This window comes from Ochrobactrum sp. WV_118_8, from assembly GCF_039631535.1.
Lineage (GTDB): Bacteria > Pseudomonadota > Alphaproteobacteria > Rhizobiales > Rhizobiaceae > Brucella > Brucella anthropi.
The window spans coordinates 624,500-641,530 of sequence record NZ_JBDIUZ010000001.1 but is presented as its reverse complement, the minus strand read 5'-3'; the positions used below and the strand labels follow the sequence as shown (position 1 = coordinate 641,530).

Below are 17,031 nucleotides of genomic sequence, written 5' to 3'. Positions count from 1 at the left end.
ACGGCATCGTGCTGGAGATCGTCCATGAAAGGCTTCCTGCACGACAGATTCATCCCCGTGGCGACTATACTCGCCGTCATTATTGCGCTTTGGTACGGCCTGGCGGCGGTACTCAACGCCCCGTTTGAGCGTGATCAGGCGACACGCGCAGGGACAGAAATCACCTTCTCGACGCTTGTTGCCAATACGATGCATCAGGACCGACCGGTCCTGCCCGCACCGCATCAGGTAGCTGAAGAAATCTGGAAAACCGTCTTCGGTGTCAAACCGAGTTCCAAGCGCAGCCTGATCTATCACGGATGGGTCACACTATCGTCCACCCTGCTCGGTTTTGTGCTTGGGTCGGCGCTGGGCGTTCTTCTCGCTGTGGGAATTGTTCATTCCCGCACACTCGACAAGAGCCTGATGCCATGGATCATCACCTCACAAACGATCCCGATCCTCGCCATCGCGCCGATGATTATCGTGGTCCTGAATGCCATTGGCATATCGGGCTTGCTGCCCAAAGCTATCATCTCCACCTATCTCTCTTTCTTTCCCGTGGCGGTGGGAATGGTGAAGGGGCTGAGATCGCCTGATGTGATGCATCTCGACCTCATGCGCACCTATAATGCATCAAGATCGCAGGTGTTCTGGAAACTGCGCTGGCCTGCGGCCATGCCATTCCTGTTCACATCGATGCAGATCGCCGTCGCGATCAGCCTCGTTGGCGCGATTGTCGGTGAATTGCCAACCGGTGCAGTCGCCGGTCTTGGTGCCCGGCTGCTTGCAGGCTCGTACTATGGCCAGACCGTGCAGATATGGGCAGCACTCGTTGCCGCTGCTCTGATGGCTGCGGTGCTGGTTGCGCTGATTGGCGTCGCGGCACAGCTCGTGAACCGACGCATGGGTGTAAAGCCGGAAAGGGCAGCCACATGATGACAGGCATCCTATCCGTCATAGCGCTAATAGCTGTTTCATGGCTGGTTGTGGGCTGGGTCGCAAGTCTCAAGACCCGTAACCCTTTGGGCCAAAAGCTTCTGGATATCGCAGTGCCAGCGCTCTTTGGCATCGCAATGTTATTGCTCTGGGAAGTAACCGTCCGGCTTTTCGCTATTCCTCAGGTTCTCCTTCCAGCACCATCAGCAATCTGGGCACGCATAACGGCGTCCGTACCAATTCTCTGGGCGGATTTCCGACAGACCTTTCTGAAGGCCGTCATCATCGGCTATGTGGCGGGATGCGGTCTCGGTTTCATAACCGCCATCATCGCCGACCGGATTCCATTCCTGCGTAAAGGGCTGTTACCGCTCGGCAATCTGGCTGCAGCACTTCCAATCGTGGGCGTCGCACCGATCATGGTGATGTGGTTTGGCTTCGACTGGCAATCGAAAGCAGCGGTCGTCATCATCATGACCTTCTTCCCTATGCTGGTGAACACGGTTGCGGGCCTTGCCAGTACCGGGGCAATGGAACGGGACATGATGGAAACCTACGGCTCAAGCTACTGGCAGACATTGTTCAAGCTGCGTCTTCCAGCGGCCATGCCGTTCATATTCAACGCTCTCAAGATCAATTCCACCCTCGCACTTATCGGAGCGATCGTGGCGGAGTTTTTCGGCACGCCGATTGTCGGCATGGGGTTCCGCATCTCTGCGGAAATCGGGCGCATGAATGTGGATATGGTTTGGGCTGAAATCTTTGTAGCTGCTCTTGCGGGATCGCTCTCTTATGGGCTGATCGCGCTGATCGAGCGCAGAATGACATTCTGGCACCCTTCATACAGGAGGGCATAAGCCTGAATAATTGGCATCTGCAAAAATAAGGCAGACCAAAGTGCATTCCGAAAAGTGGGAACCGGTTTTCGGGCAAAATGCGCGGCAATAAAAAGAACCAGAGGAGAACTGAAATGAAAAAGGCAATTTCTTTATGCCTTGGAACAGCCGGACTGGCGCTCGCGCTTATGAGCAGTTCGGCAATGGCAGCCGACAAGCTGACCTTGCAGCTCAAATGGGTGACGCAGGGGCAATTTGCCGGTTACTATGTAGCCAAGGACAAAGGCTTCTATGAGGAAGAAAATCTCGATGTCGATATCAAGCCGGGCGGACCGGACGTCGCTCCGCCGCAGGTGATTGCCGGTGGTGGCGCGGATGTTGTGGTTGACTGGATGCCGTCGGCGCTCGCGACCCGTGAAAAAGGCGTCCCGCTCGTCAACATCGCCCAGCCCTTCAAGAAGTCCGGCATGATGCTGACCTGCCGCAAGGATACTAACATCACCAAGCCGGAAGACTTCAAGGGTCGCACGCTCGGTGTCTGGTTCGGCGGCAATGAATACCCGTTCCTGTCATGGATGAGCCATCTGAAAATTCCGACCGAAGGCGGCAAGGATGGCGTGACCGTGCTCAAGCAGGGCTTCAACGTCGACCCGCTGATCCAGAAGCAGGCCGACTGCATTTCTACAATGACCTATAATGAATATTGGCAGGTGATTGATGCAGGCATTCCAGCCGATCAGCTTGTGGTCTTCCCATATGAAGAGCAAGGCGTCGCCACGCTGGAAGACGGTCTCTATGTGCTGGAAAAGAGCCTAGATGATCCGGCAATGGTCGACAAGCTCGCCCGTTTTGTCCGTGCCTCAATGAAGGGCTGGAAATACGCATCCGAGAACCCTGGAGAAGCAGCTGATATCATACTCGACAACGATGCTTCCGGTGCTCAGACCAAGGAAGTTCAGGAACGTATGGTCAAGGAAATCGGCAAGCTGGTTGACGGCTCCGATGGCACCCTTGATGTGGCGGCTGCCGACCGCACCGTGGAAACGCTTCTGGGCGGTGGCTCCGACCCCGTCATCACCAAGAAACCGGAAGGCGCGTGGACAGCCAAGATAACCGACGCCATGAAGAAGTGATCCCGTTCAAAACAGCAAAAAACCGGCCCCAAAAGGCCGGTTTCTTTTTGTTTATTCCGCCGGTTCAGCGGTGCCACCCTTTTGTGACTTCCCTTTAAGGGCGTAGTTCAGCTCTCTTTCGAGCCGTGCTTCCTCTTCGGCTTTGGGCTGCGTAAAGCGTCCCAGCAGCAGATAGGCGACCGGCGTTACATAAAGCGTAGCAATCGTTGCTAATCCAAGACCACCCACAATGACCCAGCCCAGAGCCACACGGGCTTCTGCGCCAGCGCCACTTGCCAAAACCAGCGGCACACCGCCAAGCACGGCGCAGATCATCGTCATGCAGACCGGGCGAAGACGAATGTTGGATGCTTCCTCGATTGCTTCTCGAACGCTCAAGCCCCTGTCACGCAATTGATCTGCGAATTCGACAATCAGGATACCATTCTTGGCCATGATGCCGACCAGAAGCACGAGACCGATCTGGCTGTAGACGTTCAGGCTCGTACCTGTGAGCAGCATCGCAAAAACCGCACAACCAAGCCCGAGAGGAACCGTCGCCATCACGATCAGCGCACTGACAAAGCTTTCAAACTGCGCTGCCAGCACCAGAAGAATGATGATGATGGCAAAACCGAACACCATTGCCAGGCCGCTTGATGTTTCGCTGAGCGTCGAAGCTTCCGCCAGCGGAATGATATGGCTTCCCGGAGGCAGCAAAGGTGCCGCGATTTCCTGTGCGACCTTATAGGCATCGCCCAACGCGAAATCGTCGCGCAGATTTGTCGTTATGGACACCGAGCGCTGGCGCGTCTCGCGATCAAGCTGCGGCGGAACCGCTTTCTCAACGACCGTAGCAATAGACGACATCGGCACATAACGACCGTCCGTCGTCTTCATGAATATGTTTTCAAGATCGGTCGGATCGTTGATCGGGTTGGTGGTGGCAACGAGTTTCACATCGAAACTGCGATCTCCGACATAAACCGATCCGATCTTGCGACCGTCGAGTACCGACTGCACAGCATTCGCAAGCCCTGTGATGTCGATACCAAGATCGGATGCTCGTTCGCGATTGATCTCGACGGAAAGCTGCGGCTGGGTCGGCTCGACGGACAGTCGCGGCTGCACGAACCGTGGATCCTTTTCCAGGGCGGCAACGACCGCCTGCGCGGCAGGCTGTAGCTTGGCATAATCGCTACCGACTATGGCAAACTGCAAACCGTTGCCCGCACCACGAATACCAAGGCTGTTCGGTTGGGTGGTAAAAATACGCACCGCCGTTATGCCTTTGATGCGCTGGGTAATGTCAGCCATGATTTCCTGCTGGCTGCGCGCGCGTTCCTTCCACGGTGCCAGCGTCAGGACAACAAAGCCGTTATTGGACGACCCGCCGGAACCTGCGATGGCATAAGTAGTAATGATTTCACCGCTATCGCGCAGAGGCTGGACGGCCTCCTCAATCTTGTCGAGCTGAGACTGGAGGAACTCCACACTGATGCCCTGCGGCCCATTGATACGCAGCAGTGCAACGGCACGATCTTCCGAGGGCGTCAGTTCCTGACGGATCAGACCGTAGCCGACAAAGGATGCGCCTGCGAAAAGCATTGCCACCAGCACAACAACGAATGGCGCCGACAGACAGATGTGCAGCGTCTTTTTATAGAAGGTCGCAAGCCCGCCGCCAATACGACGCAGGAAAAGCGGACCGTGGCCGCCGTCTTCGCCATTCCCTTCCTTGAGGAAGCGAGAGGCAAGCATGGGGCAAAGCGTCAACGCAACAACAGATGACAGAAGAACAGCAATTGCCAGCACGAAGCCGAATTCACGGAACAGACCACCCGCCTGCCCCGGCAGAAACGAAATTGGAACGAAGACTGCCGCCAAAGTCAGCGTCGTGGCAATAACGGCGAAGAAGACTTCCTGCGTGCCGAGGACTGCCGCAGCACGCGGCCCCATGCCCTGATTGCGTCGCCGGACAACGTTTTCCAACACAACAATGGCGTCATCGACCACGAGACCTGTGGCGAGCACCAAAGCCAGAAGGGTAAGAATATTGACCGAGAATCCTGCCAGATAGATGGCGGCGATCGTGCCGATCAAAGCGACAGGCATGGACAAGGCCGGGATGAGCGTTGCGCGTATATCCCAGAGGAACACGAAGATAATCGCCACAACGATGATCACTGACGCGATCAGTGCGATTTCCACCTCGTGGATAGCGCCATTGATGAAATTCGCATCGTCACTGGTAACGGCGATATTCACGCCCGCGGGCAAGGTTTTCTGCAAATTGGCGACCGCTGCCCGAATGCCCTCCGAGATATCGAGCGTATTCGACTGTGCCTGACGGACGATGCCGAGACCAATTGCCGTCTTGCCGTTGGACCGGACCGCCGAGCTTTCGATATCCGGCCCAAGCGTGACGGTAGCAACATCGCGGATCTGCGTGCGTCCGTTGATGTAGACGTTCTCGAAATCCTCAGGCTTTTCCAGATTGGCCGTGGCACGGACAACGATGGACTGATCGGCGCTACGCAAAGAACCGGCAGGGGCGTCCAGCCCCATGGAAGAAAGCGCCGTAGAAATATCCGCAATGGTCAGACCATAGCTCGCAAGGCGCGCCTGATTGATATCGATGCGGAATATCTTGTCGCGGTCACCGTTGATCTGGACGTCAGCCACGCCCGGAACCGCGGAGAGGATATCCTGTATCTGGTCTTCGACCAGCACCGTCATGTCATCGACAGACATGGTGTCGGACGTAACCGCCAGACGCATCACGGGATCAGCGTTGGAATCGGCCTTGATGATGCGCGACGGGTCCGCTTCTTCCGGCACGTCATTGGCGACACGGGAAATCGCATCGCGCATGTCGGCGGCGGCAACGTTGAGGTCTACACCATCGTTGAACTCCACCGTGACGCGGCTGCGTTCAAACGACGATGTTGAAGAAATAGATTTTACGCCCGAAACGCGCGCGACAGCGTTTTCGAGAACCTGTGTCAACTGACGGTCAATAGTTTCAGCGGATGCACCACTGAAATCCGTGCTGATTGTCACCACAGGCCGGTCAACGTCCGGCAGTTCGCGAATATCGACGCCTGTGAAAGCAGCAAGACCCGCGACGACAATCAGAACGTTGATAACGAAAGCAAAAACTGGACGACGGATGAAAAGCGCCGTCGATCCGCCGCTACTGGATGAGGAATTGTGACCGGTCACGCGTTTACCCTCATCCTGCAGTACGTGTTATCGAAACAGGATCAGCCAGTGCCGTACCCTGTTCGTCCTTTACACGTACCGGCGCATCATCGCGCACGGTTTGAACACCTTGCGTAACGATCATGTCGCCCTGCTTCACCGGACCATCGATGAGAATGTTGGTTGAATTGCGCTGAACGATACGCGCGACAATTCTCTTGGCGACACCGTCCTCAACACGCCACACATAGGAACCGTCAGCCCCCCATTGAATGGCCAGCGGGTCGACCGAAGGATAGCGATCACCCGGAAAGAGAACCGTGACGGAGAACGACATGCCCGCGCGCAGACGATCCTGCGTGTTCGGCACTTCTGCGCGAACATGCAGCGTACGGCTGGCTTCATCCAGCATATTGTCAACCGCGTTGATCTCGCCGCTATAGGTCTCACCCGGGAAAGCGGTCGATTCCGCTGTCAACGGCTGGCCAACCTTGATTTGCGGTGCGAAGCGTTCTGGCACCCATATATCGATCAGCACTTTCGACCGGTCATCGATACGACCGATGGAAGTCTGTGCGGTAATGTAGTTACCCACATTGACAGGAAGAATACCAACAATACCGGAGATTGGCGCACGAACCGTGCGACGGCTCAAGGCGAGCTGCGCGTCCTGCAAAGCAAGCTGCGCATTGGCGACCGCCAGCTCAGTCTCAACCACCTGAACTTCAGTTGCGGTGTTCGTCGCTCGCAATTTTGCAATGCGCTGGCGTGTCGTCTGCGCATCCTTCAACGCCGTCTCGGCCTTAGCGACAGCGATCTTTTCCGTCTCGGCGTCAAGTTCGGCAATCGAGTCGCCTTCCTTCACGCTATCGCCCGCCTTGACGTAAAGCTTCGTCATGTAACCGCTGGAGTACGGGGTTATCGACACGGTGCTGAGAGCCCGTGCCGAACCGATAGCCGTCAAACGGTTGTTGATGGTCTCTTCGCCGGCGGCCTCGACAACAACGAGTGGTGCGGATCGCCCGCCTTCGCCTTTCGGCGCTTCCTCGCCCGTTGCTGCGGTCTTCACCACATCATTCTTGTTCTTATAGGCATACCAGCCGCCAACGGCAGCCGCAGCTATGAGCAAGCACAAGGCAATCTGCTTCCAGGATTTCATTCAGCTCTCCGGCAAGGCCTACCGTCACCTGACGGCCCTCGTTTTCGAAACCAATTTGTCGGGCGCGGAAAATGCCAGCAAATAGTATCAGAATGATGATTGCCTTCACATTGCGCAAATCATGCAACCCATCAGGATGCATGGATTTTTCCAACCAAGACTTTGCACGCACGATCTCAAGGCGTCGAGTTAAATTTCGGTAATACTGCTCGCAGAGATCCCGGGAGCGGGTGCGTTCTTAACCGATTGAACAAAGGCTGTTGGATTTATCGATCGGCTCCATATATAGGAGGCTACCTTTATGTATTGCGTTTCGATGGCACACAGGTTGAGGCACTGCGGCGATTAGGCCGGTTCACCTCGCGTTGGAAGCACAGGCTATGGCGGTTGTTGAAAAGACCACAGATACGGGCACGCCTTCCCCTGAAGCGGCCTCCCAAACTGCGACCACGGAACGGCACTCGTCAACCCAGTTCACACGTTTACCCTGGCGAAACCGGCTTTCGAGCAAGCTATTGCTCTTGACCGCACTTGCCGTGTTGATCACCGAAGTTCTGATCTTCGTCCCGTCTGTTGCCAATATGCGCGTGCGCTGGATGAGTTCGAGACTTGATACGGTGGGCGCGGTCAGCGAGGTTCTCGCCGCAGGCGGCGATATGGATGTGCCGCGTGACATTCAGGACAAGGTACTTCTGGCAACCGGTACGAAAGCCATAGCCATGCGTGAAGCCGGTGCTTCGCGTCTGCTCGCCATGTCGGAAGTACCCGGCAAGATTGATCAGGTCATTGATCTCAACAATATCAGCGAAGCAGCTGCCATATGGGACGCATTCGGAACCTTGTTCAACGGCGGAGACAGAACGCTACGAATCTATGGTTCGGTTTCGCCATCCAGTTCTCCGGGACGTATTATTGAAATCGTGACCTCGGATGCACCCCTCCGACACGCTATGCTCGTCTATGCGCGCAACGTGACTTTTATCTCGCTCATCATTTCAGTCATAGCGGCGAGCCTGATTTACCTGATCATTCACGAAATGCTGTTGCGGCCGGTGCGTATCATGCATCGCAACATGATCGATTTCGCCTCATCCCCTGACAATCCCGCGCTGATCCTTGTGCCAGAAAACCGCAAGGACGAATTCGGCGTGGCCCAGCGTCAGATATCGCATATTCAGAGCGACCTTCAGAGAACGCTCAAAGAACAGAAACATCTCGCCGATCTTGGCCTCGCCGTCTCCAAAATCAACCACGACATGCGCAATATTCTGGCCTCAGCGCAGTTGATGTCTGACCGGCTTGCCGATACCGAAGACCCAATGGTGCAGCGGTTTGCACCCAAACTTATCCGCACTCTCAGCCGCGCGATCAGCTATTCCGAAAGCGTCATGGCCTATGGTCGCTCGCAAGAAGCACCACCGCGCCCGCGTCGCGTTCTGCTGCACACAATTATCGCTGACGTTCAGGAAACCCTGAGCCCCAGGTCAGAAAGCAGCGTTGAGTTCGAGAATCTTGTCCCGGAGGATTTCGAACTCAATGTCGATTCAGAGCAGTTGTTCCGCGTGCTGAGCAATCTTTGCCGGAATTCTGTGCAAGCCATGGAGCGTGATCAGAGCATTGATGACGCGACCGTCAAGCGACTCACGATTTCTGCCGGAAGAATCGGGACGATGGCAATCATCGGTGTCGAGGACACCGGCCCCGGTTTGCCACAAAAAGCACGCGACAATCTTTTCACGGCTTTCAAGGGATCGACACGCAGTGACGGCACTGGTCTTGGGCTTGCCATCGCGCAAGAACTGATCCGCGCGCATGGTGGGACAATCGAGCTTCGAGAAGACCGCCCAGTTGGGGCACATTTCGAGATTCGCATCCCCGATTTGCCGATGCAACGCGGAGACCGGAGCCTCCAACGGGCAGAGGAAAGTGTTTAGGCAATCTACCGTTGTGCCAACTTTGAACGAAAAGCCCGGAAATGTGGGGCCTGACAAGAAATCTTCACAGAACCACATTTTTTTCTAAGAAGACGCTTGCATTTAGCGATCCGTCCGATTATCAACCGCCCATCGCCGCAGCGAGCGGCACACAGGCAAGCACCCGTAGCTCAGCTGGATAGAGCACCAGACTACGAATCTGGGGGTCAGAGGTTCGAATCCTTTCGGGTGCGCCATTCTCCTTCCTAAGTATCTGAAATTATTAGCGGTATCGTATACGATGCCGCTATTGCTACATAATCTGCTACAAACAGATTATTGCCCTTATATTTTTAAATAAGTAAAGTCAAGGCCAATCGAAGAAAATCGTTGACTTTATTCTCTTATTGATCTAAGTTCAAAGTATGAGCTGGGATCAGTGAAATGGAATTAGTGTAATTTTTTAAATTAAAAAGCCAGAGTTACTTATATGGATTGATAATTTTAGACGAATAGATTCTATATTCATTTTATTGCTTTCATGATCTTACGCAAAGGTTCCCACCGATAAGCGTGAGGGCTTTTTTATTTTTAAAAAAGGAGAATTATTTGAAGAGAACGCAGTGTGATTTAAACGGCCTGTATATGAGGAAAGGTACATATTATTATCGGAAGGCGATTCCGCATGAGTTTCATGCGCTTGCCGGTAAGCGAGAGATTTTCACATCACTCAAAACTAAAGATGAAACGATAGCGTTAGAAAAGCTGGCTCAGGCCCGGCGTGGCGCTGAAGCGGTCATTTTTTCCCTGAAGGCCGGAACCTATACGGCTCAGATCGGCTTTAAAGAGTCTTCGGATTATGCGGCAAGTCAAGGACGTGAACTAAAGTGCCTGTCCGAAATTCTTGAGGATCAGCATCAGTTTCGCCAATTGGCGAAAGAGGTGCTTCAACATAAGAAAAAGGGGAAGGTCAATCTCAAATTGTTCAAGAGCTTCGTCAACATCAAGAAGGACGATAAAAGCCTTTGTGAATTGATAGATTTGCATTTTTCAGTGAATGCATATCGTTTTAAAGAACTGAATTACGTTGAGAAAAATAAGAAGCTCAACCCTATCAAAAATACAGTGCAAAAATTTACAGAATTTCTCGGCGTCGATGATATTTCAGTATCAGAACTCAATAGACAACATGCACGAGACTTCAGAAACCACTTGAAATCATTGGTACTCGACGATGAAATCGTGCCGAATACGGCAAATAAGCACTTCATCAATTTGCGTAAATTGTTGAATACCTACTATGACGAAAACGGGATCAATCCAGACATCAATCCATTCAGAGGAATGAGGCTCGAAGGCGATTCCGGCAAGCGAGTTCCTCTCACTGTCGACCATATCAAATCGAAGTGGCTGAACAATTCTGTTTTTGATGGCCTTAGCGATCCACTGCACAATTTGCTTTGGGCGATGATCGATACTGGGTGTGGTTTTAAGGAACTATGCGGCCTTGATCCAAAGACAGATATTAAGCTCAATGACGAAATCCCACATATTGTTGTGCGAGCAAACGACCATCGTCAACTGAAAACGACCTTCAGAGAACGGCATATCCCTTTGGCTGGTTTGGCTCTAAATGCCTTCAGGAACTGCCCTGACGGCTTTCCTCACTACAGAGGGCCACTTGGGCCTACAAATGCATCAGCAGCGCTGAACAAGTTCCTCAATAGTCATGGCTTGTTCGATTTAGATGGCCAGTCGGTTTACAGCCTCCGTCATTGCTTCAAGGATAGGCTTCGTCGTCATAAAGTGCCTGAAGGAATGCAGGATTTTTTGATGGGGCATAAAAGCTCCAAAATTGGCGACAAATACGGCAACGGCTATGAATTAGATCAATATTACGAAGTCATGCTCGAATTAGCTAAAGATTTTCAATAACCATATCGCAGCTATGGCTGCGATACCGAATACGAGAATGGCATTTCTTCAGAAAGGAAGGTTAGCCATGTAGATAAAATAAAAAGGAGAAATAATGATTACAGATGAACAATACCTATCTGATTTAGCCGCTATCGGCGATATTGCATTTGAATTAGGATGCATAGAAGAGTATAATTATATTGTAGACATTTACAATAAAATAAAAAATCAAACCTCAAGGAAAGCTAAGCCTTGGTAGGCTAAATTTATAAATTATAAAATTTGCATACAAATGCTAAATACACTTAATCGTAATAATATTAGGAGAGCATAATATACTTATAGACATATTTGAAAAATTGAGAGCAGCTGACCTCACCAACAATCAATCTAATTTCAGCAGAGACTTCTGCCAGAAACACAAAGGTTGGCTTGCTTACCAAAAACATAAGGGCAGAGATTTTAGCATCAGTGCTGCAATTTCATGCCTTGCCCACGTGGAATATGAATTAGGAATGTATCAATTCCTTGATGAAATATCACTCGATCCTTTGATTGAGGAGATAGATGCACTGAGTTACGCAGAAAAACACCTCCGCCAGTTTCTGGCGGAGCATAAAATATCCGAAGTCAAATCGGCTTCCGCTACAATATAGTAATTTTGAAAAGCCAAATAGAAAATTCTTATTAATCGTATCTGAAACAAAGGGTAATTGCTCATAGACGATACGATTTCATTATCACCTAAATAATGGGTTTCACATAATTGCACAAAATTTAAGGATCTTTTCAGAGGCCTATGATTTAACACGCCTATAGAAAATATCTATTATTAATTAAACAAGGAAAGGAAATGAATGGAAGTTATAAAAACTTAACTTACTCAATCAATATTCTATCACGTATATGTGCTCACATGATAAATCCAACTGAAATTGATAAAAGAGCTTTATGGATAACAATTCATCTGAGTGACGGATACAATAATGTATCTGATAATTTTATATGGAATATTTATAATTCACTCAACTCTGCCTTCAGAAATTATACGAAGGGAGATATTTCAAATAAAAATGGATTATTTGCTTCTTATGATTTTGCTGGCACACGAGGAAGAAATATCGATCATAAATCTCTTTCTGTCCCTCACATACACGCATTAGTAATATTAAATGCAAAAGTTGCATTTAATGTCGAATTAAGTAAGGCAATTGATAATATCAAATCATCTATCTTGTGCAACACAATAATTAATCAATACATTGATGACATCAAAATAGCAGAATACGAAACAAAAGATAGATCATTATTAAGCTATATTGATTATTCAAGGAAATTTGAGAAACAAATCCAGTTCGAAACTCCGCATCTGTTTGGACATTATTGCTATCCGAACGATGATTATAAAAGGCAATCAACAGAAGCTGCGAAACAGAAATACCGGCAATTAACGACGGATATTGCAGAGCGCATTTTGGATCGGGAGAGCTGCTTATTTTCACCAGAGCATCATACGCTGGTTATGAACGAATATGAAAAGGCAGATCAGAGCTACGGATCAGCCAAATCAGATGAAGAGAAGAAAAAACATAAAGCTTCGTTTTTACGTGGCGTCTTCAGTGACGAAATCTCTCATAATTCAAGTGTCAGATAACTATCAGAACAATCATCATCACCTGATGGCAATTCGCCCCTTTCACAAGAGTCTTGTGTTAGGGGCTTTTTTTTGGACAAATCATAAAATGCCCGGCTAAGTCGGATCACCACCTACTGAATCCAATGTGATTGGCATACCAAAGCGGTAGCTGACATCTAAAATAGATGATTCAGCGATGAATAATTAACTACGAATATATCAAGATAAAATATCAAGTTGATGAATCGAATAATTCAAATGACTGCTATAGAAAATTAGTGTAGCGGAAAGCCTTCATATTAAACGGGGGTTTTCGTGAAATATTTATGGTTATCTATCGGTATGATGTTCCTTGCCGGTTGTCAAACGTATGCTCAGCCCACTTATTTTAATGGGCGATATTATATGGCGGGCGATCAGTACTGTAAGAGTATGCGTCAGTACAAACGTGACTTGGTTATGTGCATGGATGGCAAGGGCAGATCATCTGAACCTAGACGAGCACTTAGTTCACAGGATTTGTATATGTATCAAACAAATCAAATGATAGCTGCTCAGCAAAATGCAGCTTATTCTGCCCAACTGAGTGCGCAAATCGATGCGCAGAATAATGCAATGGCAGCGCATACACAAAACACATTGAATAACGTACGCTCTAACAATGTATATAGAGGCCCAAGCCCATTAAATTACCCCGGAGGCAATCAGGTAAGGTGTGTTTCTACAGGATTTTACACTAACTGTCGTGGCTATTGAGAAAAATCACCATTCAATTCTGATGTACATGTCCAATTTTGTATGTCCCTTTGATGTCAATTTTCCCCTTTCACAAAACTCTTGTGTCAGGGGATTTTTTTGGACAAAAGTATCAAAAGATGCTTCTATATCAGATTTGGTTCAGAAGATTTTTAGGCATTGATATTATTATTCTTTTTTATCGGTTTTTGGCCTTTTATGATACATTGCTCTGGCTTTGATAATCAGAGTAAATTCGGGCAAAGCCTTTCGAGCGATGAAACAGCGACATCATAGCTTGAAGCACCGATGTCAGGCAGAAGCTTTTTACTCTTCAATTCAGAAATTCGGTATTCAGGAACATCCAATGAAGGCTTCTTATTTCGACCTCGGAATTGATATGCCATTCCATTGGCCGCTGTAAAAGTACCAGTACGGCAATTGGCCGTGATAGCCTTCGGGAACTCGTTTTCCGATAATGTCTCATTCACACACTGTGGCGAAATATCGTGGCTATAATCCAAACAGAACGCTTTGGCGTTTTGCCGGGTATGAACGATTCCAATTCTTGCCTTGGCTGTACCGATCCCACTTGCAGAAGTCATTGTAACATTCATTCCCGCACGTGACCCATAAGGGAGCAATTTTGCTTTGTCAGTGAGTGGAACGTTTTCAGGCCCATTTTCATCGGCCTTAAAACGCAGTTGATATGCTTCATTAGCTTCATCGGTTGCACGACATGAAATAGCGAACGGTTCTTTATAAGGATTTGAATAACTGCAACTGCCTTCAAGTACAGTCTGCGTTGGCGGCACACCATCAATATTCAGATTCAAGATAAAGGCGTCCAAGCTTTGCTCCTCAACGTTTTCAGAGCCATCTTCTTCTTTTCTAATGCCGCTGAAGGTTATAGCCGATCCCTTATCTCCGACTATTACCGTGAAACCTACTCTGCCATCGCCGTAAATAGATTGCAGCACATTGTCGCCGCAAAACTCACTCATATCTCGCTTTGCTGCAAACAGCATTTGACATTTTCCAGTGTGCATGAGTATCGCATCTGGTTCGCCCGCTTTCGCCGGAAATGGTGAGACGATCATCGTAAGCGGAACCATCACACCTATCATCTTGATCGCTTTTACGAATTTCACTTCCGCCCCCCCTTAGTTACTCATAAATTGTGATTGCACATTTTTGCTCCAAAAGGTAGCAAGGAATACGAATTTTGCAGGGGGCATTTCTATGAGATTAACTGCATTGGCAGCATTTCTGGCAATTTTCTCAACAACTCAAAGTCAAGCACAAACTTTAGCTGCTCACTCGTATAACGACACGCTGAATATTGGGTTCGTTCACACAAGTTGTGAAGGTACACCGGAAGTAGACGAATGCGTCGTAATGGATTTCGGCTGTGAAAACGGGCCTCTATCCTTTTCTTTCTTCGAATTGGATGACAAATCAATTGCAAAATCATTCGAAAATAGCTCGTATCCAAAAGCCGAATTGACTATTGAAGGAAAATCCGAAGAACTAAATAATTGGAGAATTCGCTATGATGGAGGATACTACGCACACGTTACAGATTTTCTATTAATAGAAAATAAGAATATTATAACTAACTCAATAAAGAACAAGGATAAGATATACATATCTGTTAATAATGACACATTCATTATTGATCCACGCATGATAGATTATTCTAAGTTATCATCTATGGTAAATAAATGTTACGAAAAATTCAAAGATTATAGATGATGAGCTAGCTCGCCTCTTCCCTGCTTCTGTGTCGACAAAATCCTATAGACCGACGATCTACCTATCCCCAATTCGGCTGCTATTGCCGCCGCTGTGGCTCCAGATAAAGACATTTCTATTATATTGTTTGTCTTCTTACGTGCGGTTGGCGCTCTGCCTTTAAACAAGCCTTTCTCCTTGGCTTTTAAAATCCCTTCTCGTTGACGGGCGATCATGATCTCCCGCTCAAACTGAGCGATTGAACCAATAAGATTTAGCATAAGCCGTCCAGTAGGCGTAGACGTATCGATATTCATATCCAGAACTCTCAAGCCAACCTGTTTAACTTCAAGGTCGGCAACAATTTTCGTCAAATGAGAAATAGAACGTGCCAGACGATCCAATCGGGTGACAATCAGGATATCGCCTTCACGAACAAATTCCAAAGACCGCTCTAATTCTGGTCTACTGGAATTAACGCTGCTGACTTGCTCGGAGAATATCTTTTCACAACCGATCTTCTTCAAGTCCCTAACCTGAGCTTCAAATCCGGCCAACTGTTCAGTTGTGGAAGTTCTCGCATATCCAACTAACAAATATTACTCCTATACGATTTATAGATGCAATGATAAAACTTTATCAAAATAAAAATTAAACTCTTATGAGACAAATAACATATTAAATATATTTACTCAATAGACCCTGATCTATTGGTAAAATTCAGATACGGATTGATACATCACCAACGGCAAAATATTTACATGATATTTTTATTGGCTTTCCATATATATTGAACTGGATGGCTTTGTCTGGCGTGTAATTAATCACGAAACCAGTAGTCTTGCCGAAACACGGTACCCCCTCCGGCAATCTGTCCAATACCTGTTTTACATAGGTTAACGGATTACTATCAGGCAAAAAATCAATCCGCTTGAATTTATCGGCCCTAATAAGCGCCGCCGCAAAGATTGGCCGTGGAATCGAATATGCCGTTAAAATAATGGCGTGGGGTGTAAAGCTCAGTTCTGCTATTTTGGACACACGCTTAATATAAACACCCCATCGCAGTATATGGCATTAAACTCACTTGAAAATGTTGTTTTCTATGCGAAATTGACCGAATATAATATCATTTCACACTTACTAACTCAATATTGAGCAATGAACCATCTATATTATATATACAATCAATTGAAAGACCCATTGGTTTTGGTGTCTTATATGTTTTATCTTTCCTGATTAACTGAACAGTGGATGAATAATATAAGTGATTATTATACTTATACGGAATTCTCAACAAAACATCAGGTGTAACCATAGCCAATATTGCGCTTATTTCTTCTTCTCCATAGACATCCTTCTCTCTGTATTCAAACTTATTTCTAATTTCGCTTTCGCAGCTTTCAATCATCGCCTTACGATCTAACACTGGCGCATCCTGTTCATTTGCATAGGCAAAATCATGCGGAAACCATATCGTTGCGAAAGCTACACCCAAAATCCAATTTTTCATATTTCACCCCAAGTCGCCCAAGAAATTATCTCTATGGCATTTCTGTCGTGATGTCAGTTCGCTTTTTGCTGCGCTGTATTTGAGCCGGGCAAAGTAGCAATCCCCCTCAGAGAAATAACTACTTCTCCCAATTCTCGATAACATGCCACAAAATATGCTACAAAAGCAGACCTGAACTTACATCTAAGTTGTTGTTTTCATTGTTTAGTATGTTATGATTGTCGCATTTCGGGTGCGCCATTTTTCTCAAAACAATCAGTGATTTTTTTCGGCGCGTGACGAACCGGTTTATGCATTGCTTTGCATATTTCCCAAAATGACTGCCCCCGACCTCGTGACGTTTTTGCTCGCCCC

15 protein-coding genes and 1 tRNA gene are annotated in these 17,031 nt (G+C 48.3%); 11 read left to right on the top strand and 5 right to left on the bottom strand.

Annotation, left to right across the window (positions count from 1 at the left end; all coding sequences use genetic code 11):
- Positions 1 to 24: 24 nt before the first annotated feature.
- The 3 genes from ABDF71_RS03020 (at position 25) to ABDF71_RS03010 (ending at position 2,887) form a co-directional block, all read left to right on the top strand.
- A complete protein-coding gene (locus ABDF71_RS03020) occupies positions 25 to 918 on the top strand; it encodes an ABC transporter permease (protein WP_010658168.1) in 894 nt (297 codons plus the stop codon).
- Entirely contained in the window at positions 915 to 1,775 is an 861-nt protein-coding gene (locus ABDF71_RS03015; RefSeq protein ID WP_010658167.1) for an ABC transporter permease, read from the top strand. The genes ABDF71_RS03020 and ABDF71_RS03015 overlap by 4 nt, the downstream gene beginning before the upstream one ends.
- Before the next feature lie 113 nt (positions 1,776 to 1,888).
- The gene (locus ABDF71_RS03010) at positions 1,889 to 2,887 is read left to right on the top strand and encodes an ABC transporter substrate-binding protein (RefSeq protein ID WP_010658166.1); all 999 of its coding nucleotides are present in this window, start codon (positions 1,889 to 1,891) and stop codon (positions 2,885 to 2,887) included.
- Between the two features lie 51 nt (positions 2,888 to 2,938).
- Here ABDF71_RS03010 and ABDF71_RS03005 read toward each other — a convergent pair whose 3' ends face one another.
- On the bottom strand, positions 2,939 to 6,091 hold the full coding sequence (locus tag ABDF71_RS03005) for an efflux RND transporter permease subunit (RefSeq protein WP_011982510.1): 3,153 nt from the start codon (positions 6,089 to 6,091) through the stop codon (positions 2,939 to 2,941).
- A 10-nt stretch (positions 6,092 to 6,101) separates the two neighbouring features.
- The gene (locus tag ABDF71_RS03000; RefSeq protein ID WP_010658164.1) at positions 6,102 to 7,229 is read right to left on the bottom strand and encodes an efflux RND transporter periplasmic adaptor subunit; all 1,128 of its coding nucleotides are present in this window, start codon (positions 7,227 to 7,229) and stop codon (positions 6,102 to 6,104) included.
- A gap of 380 nt (positions 7,230 to 7,609) precedes the next feature.
- On the opposite strand from ABDF71_RS03000, the gene ABDF71_RS02995 reads away from it, so the two are divergent.
- The 7 genes from ABDF71_RS02995 (at position 7,610) to ABDF71_RS02965 (ending at position 13,451) form a co-directional block, all read left to right on the top strand.
- Positions 7,610 to 9,163, top strand: a complete 1,554-nt coding sequence (locus ABDF71_RS02995) for a sensor histidine kinase (protein WP_151662700.1) — start codon at positions 7,610 to 7,612, stop codon at positions 9,161 to 9,163.
- A gap of 159 nt (positions 9,164 to 9,322) precedes the next feature.
- Positions 9,323 to 9,399: transfer RNA gene (locus ABDF71_RS02990), tRNA-Arg, on the top strand.
- A gap of 352 nt (positions 9,400 to 9,751) precedes the next feature.
- Positions 9,752 to 11,077 (top strand): DUF6538 domain-containing protein, encoded by a 1,326-nt coding sequence (locus tag ABDF71_RS02985; protein WP_151662958.1) that lies wholly within the window; start codon positions 9,752 to 9,754, stop codon positions 11,075 to 11,077.
- A gap of 94 nt (positions 11,078 to 11,171) precedes the next feature.
- Positions 11,172 to 11,318 carry a hypothetical protein gene (locus ABDF71_RS02980; protein ID WP_192800218.1) on the top strand — a complete coding sequence of 49 codons (147 nt, stop codon included), beginning with the start codon at positions 11,172 to 11,174 and terminating at the stop codon, positions 11,316 to 11,318.
- A gap of 40 nt (positions 11,319 to 11,358) precedes the next feature.
- Positions 11,359 to 11,715 (top strand): DUF6626 family protein, encoded by a 357-nt coding sequence (locus ABDF71_RS02975; RefSeq protein ID WP_500061650.1) that lies wholly within the window; start codon positions 11,359 to 11,361, stop codon positions 11,713 to 11,715.
- Between the two features lie 197 nt (positions 11,716 to 11,912).
- The gene (locus tag ABDF71_RS02970) at positions 11,913 to 12,713 is read left to right on the top strand and encodes a hypothetical protein (RefSeq protein WP_500061017.1); all 801 of its coding nucleotides are present in this window, start codon (positions 11,913 to 11,915) and stop codon (positions 12,711 to 12,713) included.
- A 297-nt stretch (positions 12,714 to 13,010) separates the two neighbouring features.
- Positions 13,011 to 13,451, top strand: coding sequence for a hypothetical protein (locus tag ABDF71_RS02965; RefSeq protein ID WP_500061015.1), 441 nt, complete (start codon positions 13,011 to 13,013; stop codon positions 13,449 to 13,451).
- Between the two features lie 224 nt (positions 13,452 to 13,675).
- On the opposite strand, the gene ABDF71_RS02960 is transcribed toward ABDF71_RS02965, so the two are convergent.
- The gene (locus ABDF71_RS02960) at positions 13,676 to 14,581 is read right to left on the bottom strand and encodes a hypothetical protein (protein ID WP_500061013.1); all 906 of its coding nucleotides are present in this window, start codon (positions 14,579 to 14,581) and stop codon (positions 13,676 to 13,678) included.
- A 91-nt stretch (positions 14,582 to 14,672) separates the two neighbouring features.
- Between ABDF71_RS02960 and ABDF71_RS02955 the strand changes: the two genes are divergently transcribed.
- On the top strand, positions 14,673 to 15,185 hold the full coding sequence (locus ABDF71_RS02955) for a hypothetical protein (protein WP_500061011.1): 513 nt from the start codon (positions 14,673 to 14,675) through the stop codon (positions 15,183 to 15,185).
- Here ABDF71_RS02955 and ABDF71_RS02950 read toward each other — a convergent pair.
- Positions 15,176 to 15,760: a recombinase family protein gene (locus ABDF71_RS02950; protein WP_500061009.1), complete on the bottom strand. Its 585-nt coding sequence runs from the start codon at positions 15,758 to 15,760 to the stop codon at positions 15,176 to 15,178. The two genes, ABDF71_RS02955 and ABDF71_RS02950, sit on opposite strands and share 10 nt — an antisense overlap.
- 533 nt (positions 15,761 to 16,293) lie before the next feature.
- Complete coding sequence (locus ABDF71_RS02945; RefSeq protein ID WP_132226927.1) at positions 16,294 to 16,677, bottom strand: hypothetical protein; 384 nt, start codon at positions 16,675 to 16,677, stop codon at positions 16,294 to 16,296.
- Between the last annotated feature and the right edge of the window lie 354 nt (positions 16,678 to 17,031).